The sequence below is a fragment of the Pseudomonas sp. USHLN015 genome (genome assembly GCF_037153275.1).
In the GTDB taxonomy this organism is placed as follows: Bacteria; Pseudomonadota; Gammaproteobacteria; order Pseudomonadales; family Pseudomonadaceae; genus Metapseudomonas; species Metapseudomonas tohonis.
Window position 1 is genome coordinate 416,160 of the sequence record NZ_JBBCKP010000004.1, and the last position, 19,808, is coordinate 435,967.

Annotated in this window: 19 protein-coding genes, 1 tRNA gene and 1 pseudogene; 18 read left to right on the forward strand and 3 right to left on the reverse strand. The window is 59.3% G+C overall.

The window, feature by feature from the left end; all coding sequences use genetic code 11:
* Positions 1 to 33 precede the first annotated feature (33 nt).
* The 10 genes from pheS (at position 34) to WFQ67_RS10900 (ending at position 10,143) form a co-directional block, all read left to right on the forward strand.
* Complete coding sequence (gene pheS / locus WFQ67_RS10855; protein ID WP_337056839.1) at positions 34 to 1,050, forward strand: phenylalanine--tRNA ligase subunit alpha; 1,017 nt, start codon at positions 34 to 36, stop codon at positions 1,048 to 1,050.
* A gap of 187 nt (positions 1,051 to 1,237) precedes the next feature.
* A complete protein-coding gene (gene pheT, locus WFQ67_RS10860) occupies positions 1,238 to 3,616 on the forward strand; it encodes a phenylalanine--tRNA ligase subunit beta (protein WP_337056840.1) in 2,379 nt (792 codons plus the stop codon).
* A gap of 3 nt (positions 3,617 to 3,619) precedes the next feature.
* Positions 3,620 to 3,922, forward strand: coding sequence for an integration host factor subunit alpha (gene ihfA, locus WFQ67_RS10865; protein WP_003282572.1), 303 nt, complete (start codon positions 3,620 to 3,622; stop codon positions 3,920 to 3,922).
* Positions 3,903 to 4,259 carry a MerR family transcriptional regulator gene (locus WFQ67_RS10870; RefSeq protein ID WP_111263790.1) on the forward strand — a complete coding sequence of 119 codons (357 nt, stop codon included), beginning with the start codon at positions 3,903 to 3,905 and terminating at the stop codon, positions 4,257 to 4,259. Before ihfA ends, WFQ67_RS10870 begins: the two co-directional genes overlap by 20 nt.
* An 83-nt stretch (positions 4,260 to 4,342) precedes the next feature.
* A tRNA-Pro gene (locus tag WFQ67_RS10875) sits at positions 4,343 to 4,419 on the forward strand.
* Between the two features lie 344 nt (positions 4,420 to 4,763).
* Positions 4,764 to 5,630: a DNA-methyltransferase gene (locus WFQ67_RS10880; RefSeq protein ID WP_337056841.1), complete on the forward strand. Its 867-nt coding sequence runs from the start codon at positions 4,764 to 4,766 to the stop codon at positions 5,628 to 5,630.
* A complete protein-coding gene (locus WFQ67_RS10885) occupies positions 5,627 to 6,088 on the forward strand; it encodes a BglII/BstYI family type II restriction endonuclease (protein ID WP_337056842.1) in 462 nt (153 codons plus the stop codon). The genes WFQ67_RS10880 and WFQ67_RS10885 overlap by 4 nt, the downstream gene beginning before the upstream one ends.
* 20 nt (positions 6,089 to 6,108) lie before the next feature.
* The gene (locus WFQ67_RS10890; protein ID WP_337056843.1) at positions 6,109 to 7,392 is read left to right on the forward strand and encodes a ParB/RepB/Spo0J family partition protein; all 1,284 of its coding nucleotides are present in this window, start codon (positions 6,109 to 6,111) and stop codon (positions 7,390 to 7,392) included.
* Entirely contained in the window at positions 7,376 to 9,307 is a 1,932-nt protein-coding gene (locus tag WFQ67_RS10895; RefSeq protein ID WP_337056844.1) for a DEAD/DEAH box helicase, read from the forward strand. The genes WFQ67_RS10890 and WFQ67_RS10895 overlap by 17 nt, the downstream gene beginning before the upstream one ends.
* Complete coding sequence (locus WFQ67_RS10900; RefSeq protein WP_337056845.1) at positions 9,304 to 10,143, forward strand: DUF3883 domain-containing protein; 840 nt, start codon at positions 9,304 to 9,306, stop codon at positions 10,141 to 10,143. Before WFQ67_RS10895 ends, WFQ67_RS10900 begins: the two co-directional genes overlap by 4 nt.
* A 49-nt stretch (positions 10,144 to 10,192) precedes the next feature.
* Here the strand turns inward: WFQ67_RS10900 and WFQ67_RS10905 are convergent, their stop codons facing one another.
* Together WFQ67_RS10905 and WFQ67_RS10910 are read right to left on the reverse strand one after the other, a co-directional pair.
* Positions 10,193 to 10,495: a hypothetical protein gene (locus WFQ67_RS10905; protein ID WP_337056846.1), complete on the reverse strand. Its 303-nt coding sequence runs from the start codon at positions 10,493 to 10,495 to the stop codon at positions 10,193 to 10,195.
* A gap of 165 nt (positions 10,496 to 10,660) precedes the next feature.
* Entirely contained in the window at positions 10,661 to 11,509 is an 849-nt protein-coding gene (locus WFQ67_RS10910; protein ID WP_337056848.1) for a S24 family peptidase, read from the reverse strand.
* A gap of 129 nt (positions 11,510 to 11,638) precedes the next feature.
* Here WFQ67_RS10910 and WFQ67_RS10915 point away from each other — a divergent pair, with 129 nt between their 5' ends.
* From WFQ67_RS10915 to WFQ67_RS10925, 3 genes are all read left to right on the forward strand, one after another.
* Complete coding sequence (locus tag WFQ67_RS10915) at positions 11,639 to 12,490, forward strand: response regulator transcription factor (RefSeq protein ID WP_337056850.1); 852 nt, start codon at positions 11,639 to 11,641, stop codon at positions 12,488 to 12,490.
* A gap of 197 nt (positions 12,491 to 12,687) precedes the next feature.
* Positions 12,688 to 13,992: an MFS transporter gene (locus WFQ67_RS10920; RefSeq protein ID WP_173179392.1), complete on the forward strand. Its 1,305-nt coding sequence runs from the start codon at positions 12,688 to 12,690 to the stop codon at positions 13,990 to 13,992.
* A 12-nt stretch (positions 13,993 to 14,004) separates the two neighbouring features.
* Entirely contained in the window at positions 14,005 to 14,781 is a 777-nt protein-coding gene (locus tag WFQ67_RS10925) for a substrate-binding domain-containing protein (protein ID WP_337056852.1), read from the forward strand.
* Here WFQ67_RS10925 and WFQ67_RS10930 read toward each other — a convergent pair.
* Positions 14,767 to 15,675, reverse strand: a complete 909-nt coding sequence (locus tag WFQ67_RS10930; protein ID WP_173179396.1) for a LysR family transcriptional regulator — start codon at positions 15,673 to 15,675, stop codon at positions 14,767 to 14,769. The two genes, WFQ67_RS10925 and WFQ67_RS10930, sit on opposite strands and share 15 nt — an antisense overlap.
* 310 nt (positions 15,676 to 15,985) lie before the next feature.
* On the opposite strand from WFQ67_RS10930, the gene WFQ67_RS10935 reads away from it, so the two are divergent.
* From WFQ67_RS10935 to WFQ67_RS10955, 5 genes and pseudogenes are all read left to right on the forward strand, one after another.
* A complete protein-coding gene (locus WFQ67_RS10935; protein WP_173179398.1) occupies positions 15,986 to 16,471 on the forward strand; it encodes a DUF2165 family protein in 486 nt (161 codons plus the stop codon).
* 4 nt (positions 16,472 to 16,475) lie between these two features.
* Positions 16,476 to 17,192, forward strand: coding sequence for an SDR family NAD(P)-dependent oxidoreductase (locus WFQ67_RS10940; RefSeq protein WP_337056853.1), 717 nt, complete (start codon positions 16,476 to 16,478; stop codon positions 17,190 to 17,192).
* 116 nt (positions 17,193 to 17,308) lie between these two features.
* Positions 17,309 to 17,479 (forward strand): YhfG family protein, encoded by a 171-nt coding sequence (locus tag WFQ67_RS10945; RefSeq protein ID WP_337056854.1) that lies wholly within the window; start codon positions 17,309 to 17,311, stop codon positions 17,477 to 17,479.
* Positions 17,479 to 18,075: pseudogene (locus WFQ67_RS10950) on the forward strand (putative adenosine monophosphate-protein transferase Fic). Before WFQ67_RS10945 ends, WFQ67_RS10950 begins: the two are co-directional and overlap by 1 nt.
* A gap of 204 nt (positions 18,076 to 18,279) precedes the next feature.
* Positions 18,280 to 19,611 (forward strand): MFS transporter, encoded by a 1,332-nt coding sequence (locus tag WFQ67_RS10955; protein WP_337056855.1) that lies wholly within the window; start codon positions 18,280 to 18,282, stop codon positions 19,609 to 19,611.
* Positions 19,612 to 19,808 lie beyond the last annotated feature (197 nt).

Here is a 19,808-nt window from a genome sequence, read left to right on the forward strand (position 1 = left end):
GCTCTTCCCCTATTTCGTATCTGGAGTCTGTACATGGAAAATCTGGATGCGCTGGTCTCTCAAGCGCTTGAGGCAGTGCAACAAACCGAAGACGTGAACGCCCTCGAGCAGATTCGCGTCCATTACCTTGGCAAGAAAGGCGAACTGACTCAGGTGATGAAGACCCTGGGCGACTTGCCGGCCGAGGAACGCCCCAAAGTCGGCGCGCTGATCAATACCGCCAAAGAGCGCGTTCAGGACGCCCTGAATTCCCGCAAGGACTCGCTTGAGCAGGCCGCCCTCGGCGCTAGGCTCGCGGCCGAGCGTATCGACGTAACCCTGCCTGGCCGTGGCCAGGTCTCCGGCGGCCTGCATCCGGTCACTCGCACCCTGGAGCGCGTCGAGCAGTTCTTCACCCATATCGGCTACGGCATCGCCGAAGGCCCCGAGGTCGAAGACGACTACCACAACTTCGAGGCGCTCAACATCCCAGGCCATCACCCGGCCCGCGCGATGCATGACACCTTCTACTTCAACGCCAACATGCTACTGCGTACCCACACCTCGCCGGTCCAGGTGCGCACCATGGAATCCCAGCAACCGCCGATCCGCATCGTCTGCCCGGGTCGTGTCTACCGTTGCGACTCGGATATCACCCACTCGCCGATGTTCCACCAGGTCGAAGGCCTGCTGGTCGACGAGGGCATCAGCTTCGCCGACCTCAAGGGCACCATCGAGGAATTCCTCCGCGTGTTCTTCGAGAAGGACCTGGGCGTGCGCTTCCGTCCCTCATTCTTCCCCTTCACCGAGCCTTCGGCCGAAGTCGACATGCAATGCGTCATGTGCTCCGGCAAAGGCTGCCGCGTGTGCAAGCAGACCGGCTGGCTGGAAGTGATGGGCTGCGGCATGGTGCACCCCAACGTGCTGCGCATGTCCGGCATCGACCCGGAGAAATACCAGGGCTTCGCCTTCGGAATGGGGGTCGAGCGTCTGGCCATGCTCCGTTATGGCGTCAATGACTTGCGTCTGTTCTTCGATAACGACCTGCGGTTCCTCGCGCAATTCCGCTAGGCCCGCCGTCAGAAACGCGACCCTTGCCCGCATCGGCGTCGCGCAGTTCAGTTGAGTGACCCCCGCCCATGCGGGGTGACGTTGGCCAGGCCCGCTATCGGGCTTTCCGTCACCCCAGCGATGCGGGCCTGCTGAGCCGCCGACCACCGATGCACGCAAGGCCGAAACGAATCCTTAGGAGAGCTGGATGAAATTCAGTGAACAGTGGCTGCGGAGCTGGGTAAGCCCGCAGGTATCCCGCGACGAACTGGTGGCCCGTCTGTCGATGGCCGGCCTGGAAGTGGACAGCGTCACCCCCGTTGCCGGTGCCTTCAGCGGCGTGGTCGTGGGCGAGGTGCTGAGCACCGAGCAGCACCCCGATGCCGACAAGCTGCGCGTATGCCAGGTGAGCAACGGCAGCGAGACCTTCCAGGTCGTGTGCGGCGCCCCCAACGTACGCCCCGGCCTGAATATCCCCTTCGCCATGATCGGCGCCGAGCTGCCGGGCGACTTCAAGATCAAGAAAGCCAAGCTGCGCGGCGTCGAATCCTTCGGCATGCTCTGCTCGGCCAACGAACTGCAGATCAGCGAAGACCACGGCGGTCTCATGGAGCTCGCCGCCGATGCGCCGGTGGGTGAAGACTTCCGCCGCTACCTGGAGCTGGACGACGTCGTCATCGAACTGGGCCTCACCCCCAACCGTGGCGACTGCCTCAACCTCTCCGGCCTCGCCCGCGAAGTTGGCGCGCTGTACGACGCCCCGGTCACCCGCCTGGCCATCGCCCCGGTCGCTCCGGCCCACGACGAAGTGCGCCCGGTCGAAGTTCTCGCGCCCAAGGCCTGCCCGCGCTACCTCGGCCGCGTCGTGCGTAACGTCGACCTCTCCAAGCCCACTCCGCTGTGGATGGTCGAGCGCCTGCGTCGTGCCGACGTACGCAGCATCGACGCCGCCGTCGACATCACCAACTACGTGATGCTCGAACTCGGCCAGCCCATGCACGCCTTCGACCTCGCCGAAATCAACGGCGGCATCCGCGTGCGCATGGCGGAGGAGGGCGAGAAGCTCGTCCTGCTCGACGGCCAGGAAGTCAGCCTGCGTGCCGACACCCTCGTCATCGCCGACCACACCCGTGCCCTGGCCATCGCTGGCGTGATGGGTGGCGAGCACAGCGGTGTGAGCGACAAGACCCGCGACCTGTTCCTCGAAGCTGCCTTCTTCGACACCATCGCCGTGGCCGGCAAGGCCCGTTCCTATGGCCTGCACACCGACTCCTCGCACCGCTTCGAGCGTGGCGTGGACTGGCAACTCGCCCGCGAAGCCATGGAGCGCGCCACTGCGCTGCTGCTGGAAATCGTCGGTGGCGAAGCCGGCCCCATCATCGAGAGCGTGAGCGAAGCCGACCTGCCGAGCATCGCCCCCATCACCCTGCGCGCCGATCGCATCGCCCAGATGCTGGGCATGGAGATGGACGCCGCTGAAGTCGAGCGCCTGCTCACCGCGCTGGGCCTGGGCGTCACCTCCGTCGGCCAGGGCCAGTGGAAGGTGGAAGTCCCCAGCCACCGCTTCGACATCAGCCTGGAAGTGGACCTGATCGAAGAGCTCGGCCGCCTCTACGGCTACAACCGCCTGCCGGTTCGCTACCCGCAAGCGCGCCTGGCGCCCAAGGCCCGTGCCGAATCCGCCGTCGAACTGCCGGCCCTGCGTCGCCTGCTGGTTGCCCGTGGCTACCAGGAAGCGATCACCTACAGCTTCATCGATCCCAAGCTGTTCGAGCTGTTCAACCCCGGCGTGCAGCCGCTCATGCTGGCCAACCCCATCTCCGCCGACATGGCTGCCATGCGCTCCTCCCTGTGGCCGGGCCTGGTCAAGGCGCTGCAGCACAACCTCAACCGCCAGCAGAGCCGCGTCCGCCTGTTCGAAAGCGGCCTGCGTTTCGTCGGCCAACTGGAAGGGCTCAAGCAGGAAGCCATGCTCGCCGGCGTCGTCTGCGGCAAACGCCTGCCCGAAGCCTGGGCCCACGGCCGTGACGGCGTGGACTTCTATGACGTGAAGGCCGATGTCGAAGCGCTGCTCGGCGCCGCCGGCGCGCTGGATGACTTCGACTTCGTACCCGGCGAACACAATGCCCTGCACCCGGGCCAGACCGCCCGCATTGAGCGCGACGGCCAGCTGGTCGGCTACCTCGGCGCCATCCACCCGGAGCTGGCCAAGGCCCTGGACCTGGATCAGCCGGTCTACCTGTTCGAACTGGTACTGGCCGAAGTCATGCGTGGTCGCCTGCCCAAGTTCCGCGAGCTTTCGCGCTTCCCCGAAGTGCGTCGCGACCTGGCCCTGCTGGTGGATCGTGAAGTGGCCGCCGAGGCCGTACTCGACACCATCCGCGAGGCGGCAGGCGAGTGGCTGACGGACCTCAGGCTATTTGACGTCTATCACGGTAAAGGCATTGATCCGCTTAGAAAAAGCCTGGCCGTCGGCTTGACCTGGCAGCATCCATCGCGCACTCTTAACGACGATGAGGTGAACACCACAACGCAAAACATCGTCACCTCGCTGGAAGAAAGGTTCAACGCCACGTTAAGGAAGTAGCGTATGGGGGCTCTGACGAAAGCTGAGATGGCTGAACGTCTGTACGAAGAGCTTGGCCTGAATAAACGGGAAGCCAAGGAACTGGTGGAGCTGTTTTTCGAGGAAATCCGTCAGGCGCTGGAGCATAACGAGCAGGTGAAGTTGTCGGGTTTCGGCAACTTCGATCTGCGGGATAAGCGTCAGCGTCCGGGGCGGAACCCGAAGACAGGAGAGGAAATCCCGATCACGGCTCGCCGTGTCGTGACGTTCCGTCCGGGGCAGAAACTGAAAGCCAGAGTCGAAGCTTATGCTGGAACCAAGTCATAACGACGAATTGCCGACAATACCCGGCAAACGTTACTTCACCATTGGCGAGGTCAGCGAGCTCTGCGCAGTCAAGCCCCACGTGCTGCGTTACTGGGAGCAGGAATTTCCCCAGCTCAACCCGGTAAAGCGGCGCGGCAACCGGCGCTACTACCAGCGCCAGGATGTGTTGATGATTCGGCAGATCCGGGCGCTGCTTTACGATCAGGGCTTTACCATCGGCGGGGCGCGCCAGCGCCTCTCCGGCGACGAAGCGAAGGACGACACCACTCAATACAAGCAGCTCATCCGGCAGATGATCGCCGAGCTTGAAGACGTCCTCCTGGTTCTGCGTAAGTAAAAAAATCTGAAAAAAACCTTCCACAATTCAAAAGCTTAAAGTATAGTTCGCTCCGTTCCGCAAAGCGGGGCAAGCAACAAAGTCGGGGCGTAGCGCAGCCTGGTAGCGCACTTGCATGGGGTGCAAGGGGTCGAGTGTTCGAATCACTCCGTCCCGACCATATTCAAAATAATCCAGTCACTTAGCGGTGACTGGATTTTTTTTGGGCGCGGATTTTTCGATGCTCCCTAGAAAATTGCTTTCTGATTGCCAGTTGATATTGGCTTAGAGGTAGACTGGGTCCAGCTACATCGCTCGGGTTGTCATGCTGCATGCCATTCTTAACTTCATCAGCAGGTCTTGCGTGACGTGCCGCTGCTACGCTCGCGGTTTAGGGGGGCTAGCAGCGAAGCCCGTGTTCGATGAATCCTCCCATTGGGGATAAGTTTCGAGCGAGACACCAAGGCTCAGCATGCCGCCTCAGTGAACTGGGTGGCATGAAGGCATAAAGGATTTAAATTTAGAATGAAACAGGCTACCGCCCAAGTTTTGCCTTTTAGGCAGCCACTCATTACCTCGATTGAGTGCCAAGACAACATCGAGTACATGCATGCCTTGCCAAAGGAAAGCATGCAGCTCATTGTCACTTCGCCGCCGTACAATATTGGTAAGGAGTACGAAAAGCGTACTTCTCGCCAAGTCTATATTGAAGAACAAGCTGCGACGATTGCAGAGGCCGTACGGCTTCTTAGTCCTCAGGGCTCGATTTGTTGGCAGGTTGGTAATCACGTGGATGACGGCGAGGTTTTTCCCCTCGACATCCTTTTGTACGACCTTTTCAAAAACCATGGTCTGAAGCTGCGTAATCGTATTATTTGGAGTTTCGGGCATGGGCTTCATTGCCAGAAGAGATTCTCTGGGCGTCATGAGGCAATTCTTTGGTTCACGAAGGGGGATGACTACACGTTCAATCTCGATCCTGTACGTGTTCCGTCTAAGTACCCAAATAAGAAGTATTTTAAAGGGCCGAACCGCGGCAAAATTTCCAGCAACCCTCTCGGAAAGAATCCGGCCGATCTTTGGGAGATTCCCAACGTCAAGGCCAACCATGTCGAAAAAACGGTTCACCCTTGTCAGTTCCCAGTTGCCCTGATTGAGCGTTTGGTGTTGGCGCTGACTAACCCCGGGGATAATGTGCTTGATCCTTATCTTGGGGTGGGCTCTTCAGCGATTGCTGCATTAAAGAACGGACGACATGCTTACGGCTGTGACGTGATGCCAGAGTATGTAGATGTCGCACGTGACCGCATAGAGCAATTATTTGCGGGGACATTACGGACGCGACCGATGGACAAGCCAATTTATGATCCTACAGGGAAGTCAGGCGAATGAAGCTAGCGTTCACTTATGTGCATCACAATGGTGATACTGAATGGCAGAAGCGTGAGCTCTATGATTGGGTTACTGATATCTTTGAGGCCCCATCTATTAAGCTTGGGCAGCGGTGTACTGGCGATATTAGGCAGCATATTTCTAATGAGTTTCAAGCTGAAGGTTGGGCGCAAGATGTCAAAATCGATCAGGAATTGAATCTGACGATTTTCTCATTAAAAGATGACCTGGCCTTCCAGCTGCAGACTGGCAATATTAGTCGTGCACCGTACGATCTCTTAAAGTTACAGCACCTTCATCAAAGTAAAAAAATCGAAGCCGCAGTGCTCGCGGTACCAACTAAAAATGCTGCAGCTAAGATTGGGAGCAATATCGCGAATGCTGAGCGCGTGGCCAAGGAGTTGGCGGTATTTGATCGTGTAATAACCGTGCCGATTTTGCTCATTGCTTTTGAGTGATAAAAACCAAGGAGGGGGTTATGTCGTACACTGTAAAGCTTATTGCTCCTGCGGAAAGAGAAATTCTCATTGAGAATGCTCGTAAGAGTTCAATTCGAACAGAAGCATTTTACGACTTTAGAAGCACGAAATATGATCTGCCTGTAGTCCGGGTTGGAGTAGATTTACCTGTTTATAGGATGGAAAATTTTCGGACCTATACAGATCAGCATGAGTACCTTGCTAAAGAAGGGGAGTCGGGGGGATTCTTCTTAAATGGTCAAGAGGTCGAGAGCGTTCAGCAAGTTCAGCATGCGCTTTTGCTAAGATTAGCGAAGAAAGGGGTCTCAGACTCTGTCGTTCCTGTAATCGATGTTCTTGCGAAAGAGGGACAGCGCGAGTCAATCTTGATTACCGCTTCCGGTGTGGTCGTAAACGGTAATAGACGCCTAGCTGCTATGCGAGAGCTGGGCATAGCGCATGTCGAGGCAATGGTCTTGCCTGCAGATGCCACTGCTGACGAGATAGTCGATATTGAGGCCAGTCTTCAAGGTAAGCCGGAAACTAAGCTTGATTACGATTGGATCGGAGATGGCCAGCTAATCAATCGCTTGATTGGTATGTCGCGTACCCCAAAGCAGGTTGCGGATCGGCTTCATCGCAGTGAGAAAGATATAAAGAACTCCCTTCAAGCCCTTACTGAGGTAGACCTCTATCTCAAAGAGTGGGCTCATGCTGAGGGTGAGTATAGTCGTGTCCGTGAGGATGCTGAGCAGCTGTTCAAAGATTTACCGAAGCAGCTCGAAGGCAAGGACGCAAATCTTGCTCAGGCGAGTCGCATAATTGCATGGACTCTTTTCGATAATCGAGAAAAATTCTCTGGCAGACTTTATCTTTTTAACCCGGCCTTTGGGAAGCTTGCGGAAGATGTCTTGGATCGTGTTGCCTCTGATCTAGGAATTTCTACAAGCTCTCAGGACAATAAAGAAGAAGGTGAGTTTGACAGTGGTGATTTCAGTATTGATCTCGATGATGAAGACGGTGGAGTGTCTTATGACTCTGTCATTGATGCGTTAAAAGACGAGAGTACCCGCGATGAAGCAGTCGAGGCTCTAATCGAGGCCGCCCAGAGTGCCATAGAGATGGATAAGGGGCAGCGGTCTGGAGAGGCAGCTCTTAAGTCTCTATCACAGGCTAACGGTAAGATCGCATCGGTTGATCTTTCACGAGCATCTCCCGAGACTTATCCTAAAATAAAAAAACAACTCGATACAATTGAGGGGTTGTGTGAGCAGCTCCGAATGAAACTTGCTGATTTGGAATAGGCGATCTTTTATGGTCTCCTCTCCGTCTGAGCTGTTAATTGAATACGATCCTGTTCGTATTGTTGGGCGTATAAGGCGTTTGAATCAGGATAGCGATTCTCCGATCTGGGAGCGGTTACGCGCTCATTTTGCAGGGCGCCCTGATGTGTCTGTCTCTCCGCTCAGTATCGAAATGGCCTGGCCAGATATTTTGGGAGTTATCCGCGAGTTTGGCAGCCGCTCGACACAGCAAACATTGAATTTCCGCTTCAGGCCTTTAGATTCTTCCGCCGGAAAAATTGCTTCATTTGTTCGTGAGTTGCATGCCACGCGCGAAAAACGGAGCAAGCTTCAAGTTGAGCTAAGTTCCGAGGAAATTGATAGCCGTTTGAGAAGAATAGGCTTCACTAAGCGATCACTTAAATCTTTCCAGTATCGTGACATTGCACGTCTTCTTGCGTTACCACATGGTGCGAATTTTTCCGTTCCAGGTGCAGGAAAGACAACCGTAACCTTTGCGCTTCATCTCCTGGTGGCAACACAGGGAGAGCACCTGCTTGTAATTTGTCCGAAGGCAGCCTTCCCGGCCTGGAGGTCAATTGTTAGTGAGTGTATGGACAAAGACGCTCCGAACGGTGGGGCAGAATCATTTCTTATCCTCGATGGGCGGGAAGATGAAACTGATCGCGCTCTGAGGAGCGGCGCTCGGCGCTTTGTGATGTCCTACGATTTGCTTGTTCGACAGCAATCAACGATCTCAGCCTACCTCGCCCGTCAGCCTGTGCACGTCGTTCTTGACGAGTCTCATCGCATGAAAGCTGGTATGGCTTCTCAAAGAGGCGCATTTCTCCTTAGTGTTTCTTCTCTTCCTGTGCGTCGAGACATTCTTTCTGGTACCCCAATGCCTCAGGATGCCAACGATTTGGCCTCGCAGTTAGGCTTTCTGTGGCCAGGTCAAGGCCTTGATCTTCGTTTGCAAAGAGGAGCTAAGCCTAAAGATGTTCTTGGCCAACTCTATGTTCGGACTACTAAGCAGGAGCTTGGACTTCCTGAGGCGACTCGCCATTTTTATCCCATCAAAATGGCAGATGGGCAGCTGGCTCTTTACTCAGTAGTACGCAGTGAGGCTTTACGACAACTTACAAAGGCAGTTCGAACCAGTGGTGGTCCTGACTACCTAAAGGCGCGAAAATCTGTTATGCGCTTACTTCAACTATCTGTTAATCCAACCTTGGCTCTCCAGGCAATGGTTGCCGATGACGCTGCAGTCGATTCAGGGATTGTGGATAAAGTAGTTGAAGAGGGTCCTTCTGAAAAAATGAAGGCAGTAGCTGATCATGCTCGGCAACTTGCCCAAAAAGGAAAAAAGTCAGTAATTTGGACCATCTTTACAGGAAACATACTTGACCTTGAGGTCATGCTCGCAGACCTTAATCCAGTTTCTCTATATGGCGGCGTTCCTTCAGGAAGTGCATCCGATCCGAGTACTCGTGAGGGACGTTTACTGCGATTCCATTTAGATGATGAGTGCAAAGTTTTACTCGCTAACCCCGCAGCTGCTGGCGAGGGCATAAGTCTTCACACTGTCTGTCATGATGCTATTTATCTAGATCGCAGTTACGTATCGACGCATTATCTTCAATCTATTGATCGCATTCACCGTCTTGGGTTACTGCCTGATACAGAGACCAATATTCACATATATCAAAGCAAAGCTCCGCGAGAGCTTGGCAGTATTGATTTGTCAGTTTCACGAAGGCTGGCAACAAAAATACGCAACTTACAACAGCTTCTTGAGGATCCGGATTTACATAGAATTGCTCTGGACGAAGAGGAAGCCGATGATCCAATAGACCTCGATCTCGATCTACAGGATCTCGTTGATCTAGTAGCTGAACTGGAGGGGCGTTCGTCTGCAGGGGAGGAAGAGGATTGATTAATCTCCCATTCGTTCGCTTGTTCTCTATGCCTGCGTTTGAAGGTCTCCGGGTATTACGTATTTTTATCCTGCGGAGACCTGATGAGGATATCAATCGTCTTGTTGAAATCATCAAGCTCACAGAGCTTAATGCTGCCAGCTATGATTTTGATGCTTCGATTGTTCTTCACGATATAGTTCCAAAAGATGCAGCCCATACGGGTGTTATGTTTTACCGTATTTGCGTTGAAGCAGTCTTGCTCGTTGAGTTGCCTGAATGGGCCAAGCTTATGACTCTTGGTCGGGGGCGTTTTATTAAGCGCCTCAGTTCTGAGGATTACCGCGATATACGTAGCCTTTTTCGTCAGGCCAAGCTCCTTGAAGATCCTCCATCATCAGAAGATGTTGCGTGGTGGGATAATATTCAGGCACACGTGCGACTTCAAAATGACGCTGAGAAATTGCGTCGAGCTCGAGTAGCAGAGCAGCTTTCAATTCAGTATGAAAGCACGCGCCTAGCTAAGTTAGGGCTCCCTCTAGAGCCACGTTGGATGGCGATCGAGGATAATACAGTTGGATATGATGTGCTTTCCTATAATCCAGGACAGTTTGGGCCGTTAAATAAGCTAATTGAGGTTAAGTCGAGCATTGCTTCGCCGCTTCGTTTCTTTCTTACCCGCAATGAGTGGGAGCAGGCGAATAAATTTGGCAAGGCTTATGTTTTTCACGTATGGGATCTTCAGAGGGAGCCTGCCGTGCTATATGAGAAGACAGTTGAGCAGATTGCCCCGCATGTGCCTCAAGATAACAAAAAGGGGCAGTGGAAGACCGCTGTGATACCAGTAGGTGTATAGACTAAATTTGCTTTGAGCAGATTTTACTGTTTGTGGCTCAAGAAGTAAGTTATAACCAGTGATTAGGCAAGTCCATTCCGTAGTTCTTCGCTACAACCGACAGCATGGTGATGATCTCAGCATGTCGGATCTGCTCAGCAGCCTGCCAATTTCCGCGGCGATCTAGTAGGGTCTTTAACTCGCTCAGGTTGTACATTCCGATGCGATGAAAATTGCCCCAGCTGGGGATACCGAAAAGATTATAAATGGTCACCGTCGCATCGCGTTCGCTAGCCAATCGCTTATCGCCACTCAGTTTCCCAGCGGCTTCTTCAGCTTCGTCTCTATCGTCGTAGGTATTGAGTAGTTTCATGTTCGTTTTGATGTCGTTTTGAGTGCATGGAGGTTACCAAAGCAGCGCCAGTCACACTATATGGGGCGGCTATGCATAGGAGACGGCGCTTACTTTTAATATCTCTAGTCAATCCTAAGCGCGTCAGACGCTGTACTCAGCGATCTGTTGGCGATTGAGAGGGCATCAGAACTTCTGCATCCCCAACCCCACCAACACCCGCCCATGCACCACCAAATCCCCAGCCCCCACAACCCGCGCCTTGTGCTTGCTGTTATCCGCGATCAACTCGATTCGGCCCTTGCCCGCCAGTTGCAGGCGGCGGATGAAGGTGTGTTCAGCCCAGCTGACGAGGTAGATGCCGTCATCGATGAAGCTATTAACGCCGCAGTCGACTATTACTGCGTCGCCCTCACGTAGTGTTCCTTCCATTCCCTTGTCCCAGCAGGTCACCACGGCCAGTTGCTCGGCGCTGCTGTAACGCACGCCCTGTGCCAGCAGGTAGGCCTCGCTGACGGTGATGCTGCGCACGGCTTCGCTGTAGTCGGTAGGTAGATGTGCGCCTTCGATGGAGTGGAAGTCGAAGTGGGGGATGCGGAGTTCGCCTTCGTCTGCCTTGCGCAGGCGAGGGGAGGAGGCACTTTCGGTTGCCTGGTCGAAGCGGTTTTCCAGGCTCTCGGCGATGGCCTTGGCTATGCGCTGCCTGGCTGCGCTGTTGAGGCTTTTGTCGGCGTGTGTCTTGAGCATCTCCAGCACGAGTTCGACGGTGTCCTCTTTCGCCTCGGCGGCGGCTGAGTTGGCAGCGTGAGTGCTCTTGCTGGGCGAGCCAGACGGATGACCTTCTCCCATGGCGAGCCATGCAACATCACAGTCGAGGGCTTTTGCAAGCGCGACCAGATGCTTCCCGCCGGTCTGGTTGGCGCCGGAGGTCCAGTGGCTGACTGCGCTTTTGCTGACGCCGACGAGTTTGGAAAGGTCGAGTGCACTCAACCCCAGGGCGTTCATGCGTGCTCTGATGCGATCGGAAAAATCCATGGTTGAGGATGCTAAACAGCGTCTGGTTTAGTTTCCTTGTCATGGTTGGTTTATTTTTCTAAACTTCCTTGGTTTAGAGAGCTAAAACTCTTCCGTGGCACTTCGTGCTGACGCCGAGGACTCAAAGGAATGCACAGCTATCTCAAGACATGGACCCACGACATCACCACCATCCTCACCCAACCCCCGGGCCAACCCCAGCTGCTGGCGCTGACCGACTGGCTGCAGCGCACCGCCCCGGTCGATCACGTCTCGCTGTTCCTCTTCGAAGGCAGCGATGCGCCCTTGCCGCTGTTCCACACCTTGCCCGCCGAGCTGCAGGCCACCTTCATCGACGACTACCGTGGCGGCGCGTACCTGTTCGATCCGTTCTTCCTCGCCTGCACCTTCGAGCGGCCGGATGGCCTCTACAACATGCGCACGCTGGCGCCGGGGAGCTTTCGGGACAACCACTACTTCCAGCTCTACTACCACCGCCTGGCATTGAGCGAGGAGCTGGGCTTCTTCACCACGCCGGCACCGGGTTGCCGCGCGGTGTTGTCGTTGATGCGTGGGCAGGGCGGGGCGGCGTTCAGCGAGGAGGAGCTGGAGCTCCTGGGCACCGCGGCGCCGGTGGTGCGGGAGGTGGTGCGCCTGGCCTGCGAGGCGAGGGGCCAGCCGCCGGTGGATGCGCTGCAGCCCAGCGACCATGTGCGCGAGGTGTTCAGCCTGTTTGCGCGGGAGCTGCTGACGCCGCGCGAGTGCAAGGTGGTGCAGCTGCTGTTGCAGGGCTATTCCAGCAGCGAGATCGCCCAGCAGCTGCGCATCACCCGGGGCACGGTGAAGGTCCACCGGCGCAACCTCTACGACAAGCTGGAGATCGGCACCCAGGCGGAGCTGTTCGGGTTGTTCGTGCGTGAGCTGATGGGGGCGCGGATGTTCAGCCGGCCGCAGCGACGCAGCCGCGCTCAGTCGCGCTCTGCTGTCAGCCGTAGCCAATGAGCACCATCCTTGCGCGCCATCGAGCGCTGCATCCATGTATCTGTCCGCCTGCCTTGGCGGGCCCGATCCAGGCGTATTGATAAACTCCATGCATCAATGGATGCAAACAAAGCACTTATCGTTTCAAAGTGCGTCACTCAGAATCCGGCGGCAGAAAGCGCTAATAAGCCCAAACAAGACCGCTGGAGAAACACCTCATGCATGCCTCCCCCAAGCCAGGCTCGTCTGCCGCCCGTTCCAAGGCGGGCGCTGTATTCCGAGTCACGTCCGGCAACTTTCTCGAACAGTTCGACTTCTTCCTCTTCGGCTTCTACGCCACGCAGATAGCGGCCGTCTTCTTCCCTGCCTCGAGTGAGTTCGCCTCGCTGATGATGACCTTCGCCGTGTTCGGCGCCGGCTTCCTGATGCGCCCGCTGGGGGCCGTGATCCTGGGCGCCTACATCGATGATGTCGGGCGCCGGAAGGGGTTGATCGTCACGCTTTCCATCATGGCCAGCGGTACGCTGCTGATCGTTCTCGTCCCGGGCTATTCGAGCATCGGCCTGTGGGCTCCGCTGCTCGTGCTCGTGGGGCGGCTGCTGCAGGGCTTCTCGGCGGGCGCCGAGCTGGGCGGTGTGTCGGTCTACCTGGCGGAGATGGCCACGCCGGGGCGCAAGGGCTTCTACACCAGCTGGCAGTCCGCCAGCCAGCAGGCGGCCATCGTCGTAGCCGCCGCCCTGGGGTACGGCCTCAACCAGCTGATGGCGCCGTCGATGGTCGCCGACTGGGGCTGGAGGATTCCGTTCGCCATCGGCTGCATCATCATCCCCTTCATCTTCTTCCTCCGTCGCAGCCTCCAGGAAACCGAGGAGTTCACCCGCCGCACCCAGCGCCCGACGATGAAGCAGGTCTTCGCCACCCTGGCCGCGAACTGGAGCATCGTCCTGGGCGGCATGCTGATGGTGGCGATGACCACGACCGCGTTCTACCTCATCACCGTGTATGCGCCCACATTCGGCAAGACGGTGCTGAATCTCAGCACCACCGACGCCTTGCTCGTCACCCTGCTGGTCGGCCTCTCGAACTTCTTCTGGCTCCCCATCGGCGGGCACCTGAGCGATCGCTTCGGGCGCAAGCCCATCCTCATCGCCATGACCACGCTGGCCATCTTCACGGCCTACCCGGCGCTGTCGTTCCTCGCCCAGGCGCCGAGTTTCGAGCACATGCTGGAGGTCCTGCTGTGGCTGTCGTTCATCTATGGCCTGTACAACGGCGCGATGATCCCGGCCCTCACCGAAATCATGCCGGTGGAGGTCCGTGTCGCCGGCTTCTCGCTGGCCTACAGCCTGGCCACCGCCGTGTTCGGCGGCTTCACCCCCGCGATTTCCACCTGGCTCATCCACCTGAGCGGCGACAAGGGCGCGCCGGGCTACTGGGTGACCTTCGCCGCGCTCTGCGCCCTCTGTTCCACCCTCGTGCTCTACCGCCGGAGCGCCTCGCGCGCGCCCGTCCCCGCTTGCTGAGGATTGATTTCGATGAAGGTATTTTCAAAACGTCTCGTCGCGCTCGCCTTCGGCCTGTGCGCGATCCATGCAACCGCACGCGCGCAAGAGCTGAACGTCATGACCTCGGGCGGCTTCACCGCGGCCTTCAAGTTGCTGAGCCCGCAGTACGCGCAGAGCAGCGGCGATACGGTGAACACCATTCTCGGCCCCTCCATGGGCAATGCTCATGAGGCCATCCCCAATCGCCTGGCGCGAGGGGAGCACGCCGACGTCGTGATCATGGTCGGGTATGCACTGGATGAGCTCATCAAGCAGGGCAAGGTGGACCCGGCCTCCAGGGTCGAGCTGGCGGATTCGCGCATCGGCATGGTCGTGAAGCAGGGCGCCCCCAAGCCGGCGATCGATACCGAGGAAGCGCTGAAGCGGACGCTGCTGAACGCCCGGTCACTTGCCTATTCCGATAGCGCCAGCGGGGTCTACATCAAGAACGAGTTGTTCAGGAAGCTCGGCGTCCAGCAGCAGGTCGGCCCGAAGGCAAACATGATCGAACGGATTCCGGTTGCCTCCACCGTCGCCTCGGGTGAATACGAGATGGGCTTCCAGCAAGTCGCCGAACTCTTGCCCGTGCCGGGCGTCACCTTCGTCGGCAAGATCCCGGAGTCGCTGCAGTCCGTAACCCGCTACTCCGCCGGTATTCCCCGCAATGCCGAGCACCCGGAGAGGGCGAAGGCGTTGCTGGCCTACCTGTCCTCGTCGGCGGCACAACCCGTTGTTCGTTCCACCGGCCTGGATTCAATCCCCCGCTAGCCTGGCCGGCATGCTCCGGACCAGCCGTTCCAGCTCGAGCGCAGCGGGCGTCAGCGTACGCCCGCGCCGCTTGATCAGGCCCACGTTGCGCAGCACCTGCGGCTCTTCCAGCGGTACGGCCTTGAGAATCGGGTGAGGGGTACGCGGCATGGCGATCGATGGGACGGCCGCCACGCCCAACCCGGCCTCCACCAGGCCTATCGCCGTGGTGACGTGCCGGGTCTCGCAGATGCTGTCCTTAGCGGGGTGCAGGCGCTTCAGCGCCTGGCTCATGATGAGGCGGTTCCCGGATGTCTTGTCCAGGGCGATGTAGTCGTGCTCATACATCTCCGACCAGGTCACCGAGGCCCGGTCCGCCAGGGGATGGTCACGCCGGCAGGCCATCACATAGCGCTCTTCGAGCAGCAGGTCGAACGTCACTTCCGGGCTCAAGTGCCCACTGAAGCTGACGCCGAAATCCGCCTCGCCACTGGCCACGGCGCCGTTCACTTCATGGGCGCTCGCATCCACGACCGTGATCCTGATGCGTGGATACAACCGATGAAACTCGCTGATCGCCTGCGGCATGAAGTAATAGGCCGCCGAAGGCACGCAGGCGACCGTGACGCGCTCCGTCCTGCTGGAGGCGATATCGCTGATGCTCATCAACGCGTTGTCCAGCTCGTCGAGCACCCGCTCCACTTCGGGAACGAAGGCGCGCCCGATCGCCGTCAGGCTCACCCGGCGAGTCGTCCGCTCGAACAGCTTCACGTTGAGGGCGGATTCGAGTTTCTCGATGCGCCGGCTCAGTGCCGGCTGGGTGATCTTCACCGCCTCGGCCGCCTTGCGAAAACTGCCGTTCTCCACCACGGCCCGAAACGCCTGGAGGTCGTTCAAATCGAAGTTGATGCTCATCCGAGTCACCGTATTGATAACGGGGGTGCATCAATACCATGTTTGGAAATGTCCGGGGCGATGGGATTCGGTTCGGTTCTCCACCTGGGCTGTGCCAGGTCGGGGAGGGCGCTTCGGCCAGGTGGCCCGCAGATTCCGGCGCAGTGATCGGCGGGCTCCCTGGCTGTATCGCTCGTCGGCCTCGGCCAGGTCCACTTTCCCTACTTGCCTGCTATTGACCTCAACTTAGCTTGAGGTTTTATCGTCCTGCCCGTTCTTGCCCGCCACCCAGAGCGCGGCAAGCGTCTTTTGCAACCAACAAGGACCCGGAATGGACACCCAGACTTCATTGATGATCTTCCAGGCCACGTGCTTCCTCGGATTCGCGCTGTGGCTCGGCATTGCCCTGGTCAACAACCTGCATGGTTTCGCCAGCTCCGTGGGGGCGGTCGGGGCGACGCTGTCGATGGCGCCCTTGCGCCAGCCGCCCGTGGTCGACATCCCCTTGCTCAGCCGGGCACTGGTTTCGCCGACGCTGCATCGCCTGGCGCTGGGGGTGATCGTGGTGCTGCAGGCGGTGGCCGTTCTCGCCGTGTGGGCGGGTTGCTACCTCCTGCTGTTCGGCGGTGGGCTGGAGGCCGCTCGACCCTGGTTGAACCTGGCGCTGAGCGTGGCCCTGGCCTCGCTCTTCGCCATGCTGCTGGGCGGGCTCTGGTTCGCCTACTGGATACGCCAGGAGGGCCTGCAACTGACGCACCTGGTGCTGGTGATCTGGGTGTTGCTGAACTTCCTCGTGCTCAATCTGCGCTGGAGCTGACCTTGTGAATATGATGGTGATAGGCGCCAGCCGGGGCCTGGGTCGTGCGTTGGTGGAGGGGCTGGGCAAGCCGGGGGACCGGATCGTGGGCGTGTCGCGCAGTCGGCCGGATCGGCTGGCGGTCGCCGCAGGCGTCGACATCCAGTGGATCGAAGCCGACCTGGCCGAGCCGAAGGTGGCCGTGGCGCATATCGAGGCCCAGGCACCGGCGGAGCTCGATGTGCTCATCTGCAACATCGGCATCTGGGAGCCGCAGGCCTTCAGCGAGGGGTATGACTTCCTGAACGACAGCGATGAGACGCTCGCCAGGTTGGTGGAGGTGAACATCACCGCCACGCTGTTGTTGCTCAAGCGCCTGGTGCCGCGGCTGCTCGGCTCTGCCAGGCCGCAGCTGATCCTCACCGGCTCCACCTCCGCCCTGCATCGCAGCGGGCGGCCCGAGGTGGCGTTCGGTGCCTCCAAGTTCGCGCTGAACGGGATGGCCGATGCATTACGCGAGGGCTTCCGCGAGCAGCGGCTGGCGGTGACGGTGCTGCAACTGGGCTACCTGAATACCGATGACGGCCTCGCCACTCCGCTGGATGAGGCGGCGGCACGAGGGGAGGGGCAACTGATCCCGCTGCACGACGTGGTCACCCTGGTCGACGCATCGTTGCGCCTGTCGACGGCGTCCTTCGTGCGCGAGCTGGTGCTGCCGGCGATGGCGGACGAGCGCTTCTGAGGCGGATCAGGGGAAGAGGGTAGAGGGCTTGTCATGAGAGCGGACGCCGCCAACGGGCGCGGAGAAGCGTGGGGCGATCCGCTATGATCGTGCGGTTGCTGACAGGAGGTTCACCGATGCCAACGCCGTCCCTGCAAGCCAAGAGGGCTTATTACGCCAAGGCGCGCCGGTCCAACTACGCGGCCAGCCTGCGCCTGGAAGGGTTCGAGACCACGCCAGCCGATGGCGAGCGAAAGCTGCCCTCACGTGAGTCCGTACTGAGTGCCTACCGCCCCAGGCAAGACTGATGGTCGACAAGTACGGTACGGGCCAGGACCCGTACTGCTACCCCGCCACCCGGGTCCTGCGCAATCGCCTGGGTCTGACCAGCGACGTGGCTCTGAACCGAGCCGAACGCTCCCTCTCCGAGATCGCTGCCAGCGAAATCGAATTCGCACTCCCCCCCTATGACCTGGCAGCACTTTAGCGAATCCATCGGCAACTGTTTGCGGATGTTTATGACTGGGCTGGCGAGCTCAGAACGTTGGATATCTCCAAAGGCGATACTCACTTCTGCGTCCAGCAGCGCATAGAACCTGAAGCCGGCAAGATCTTCGCGGCCCTGGAGAAGGCCTCCTGGCTGGAGGGGTTGCCCCGTGACGACCTGGTGATTGCGGCGGCTGAGTACTTTGGCGACCTGAACGTGATCCACCCCTTTCGTGATGGCGACGGTCGTGCCCAGCGCATTCTCTTCGAACACCTCATCGTCAATGCGGGCTATGAAATCAGCTGGTGGTCGGCAGAGGCGGACGAGTGGCTGCGGGCCAACATCGAGGCTGTGTTCTGTGACTACCGGGGCCTTGAGCGAATCTTCGAGCGCTGCATTGGCGGGCCCATCGCTTAGCGTGCGGCGGGTCTGTCGTGTGCGGACTTCCGCCTCCGCTCTGGCAGGTGCCCCTTCCGTATGTGTCCGTGTTTCCAACGCCACCCGCATCGCGCCTTACATCCCCGCCATCGCCTCTCTACCGCCAACGCCATAGGGCCCGTTCTCCCTGCATTGCTAGCGTCGCTTTCGCCCATTCGGGGCTCGCTTCAGGGAGAAGCCTTCATGCCGAGAATCGTGCGTATAGCGGACATCATCGACGACAGCCCGCTCTCCTGGTTGCAGGTGCGGGTGCTGGTCCTGTGTTTTCTCATCGTGTTGCTGGATGGCTTCGACACGGCCGTGATCGGCTACGTCGCGCCGGAGCTGATCCTCGAGTGGGGGCTTGAGCGCAGCGAGCTGGCGCCGGCCTTCGGCGCAGGGCTGTTCGGCATGTTGCTGGGGGCGGTGTGCTGCGGGCCGCTGGCCGATCGCTTCGGGCGCAAGCGTGTGCTGCTGGCCGGCATCCTGGTGTTCGCCCTGGGCACGCTGGCGGCGGCGTTCTCCACCTGGCTGGGGCAACTGGTGGTGTTGCGCTTCGTCACCGGCATCGGCCTGGGCGGCGTGCTGCCCAACTGCATCACCCTGTCATCGGAATATTCACCACGGCGCCGGCGGGTGCTGCTGGCCACCCTGAGCTATTCGGGGTTCATCCTCGGCCTGGCTCTGGGTGGCAGCGTGGCGGCCTGGTTGATGCCGGCGCTGGGCTGGGAGGGGATGCTCGCCCTCGGCGGCCTGGCGCCGCTGGTCCTGGTGCCGGTGCTGATGCGCTGGCTGCCGGAGTCGCTGTACTTCCTGGTGGGCCACAAGCGCCAGCGCAAGGCGCTGTTGCGCCTGGTCACCGCCATTGGCGGCAGGGACAGCTGGCGCGGCGCGATCCTGGTGGGCGACCTGCCCGAGCAGCCGCGCTCGCCGGTGTCCGTCCTGTTCCAGCGGGAACGGGTGCTGCGCACGCTGATGCTGTGGCTGACCTTCTTCTGCGGGCTCTTCGTGTTCTACCTGCTGACCAACTGGCTGCCCACCATCCTCCGTTCCAGCGGCTACGAAGCGAGCGAGTCGGCGCATATCGCCTCGATGATTCCCATGGGCGGGGTGCTCGGCAGCATCGCCATGGCGCTGGTGCTGGACCGCGTCGGGCCCCGCTGGGTGCTGCCGTTGCAGGCAGCGTTCTCGGCGCTGGCCCTGGGGATGATCGGCGCGCAGCTGGGCAGCGCCAGGGAGCTGATGCTGATGGTGTTCATCGCGGGCTTCGGCCTCAGTGGGCTGCTGGCCAACCTGAGCATCGTCGCCGCCACGCTGTACCCGGTGGATGCCCGGGCCACGGGCGTGAGCTGGGCACTCTCGGCGGGGCGCGCCGGGTCCATCGTCGGCTCCATGCTGGGCGCCTGGCTGTTCGCCCAGGCAGGCAGCCTGCCGGGTTTCTTCCTCTGGCTCGCGGTGCCGGTGCTGGTGGCCAGCCTGGCGCTGGCGGTGCTGGGCTATCGCCGCCGCGCCTTGCTGAACGTGGCTCCGGAATGACGCTTCCCGATCGGCCGGCGCGCGCTCTTTTGCGTCGGCCGCCTTTCTACCCGGCTCGCCAGCGGTCCACCTCGGCCGAGCACTCCTCTGGCGAGGCCGGAGGGGAGTGGGCGGTGCTGAATGTCGCCGCCACCGCGCGTCGCCGGGGGCCTGCCCCGGGCGACGCTCACAGCCAGGGCCCACGCAGGCCCATGAGT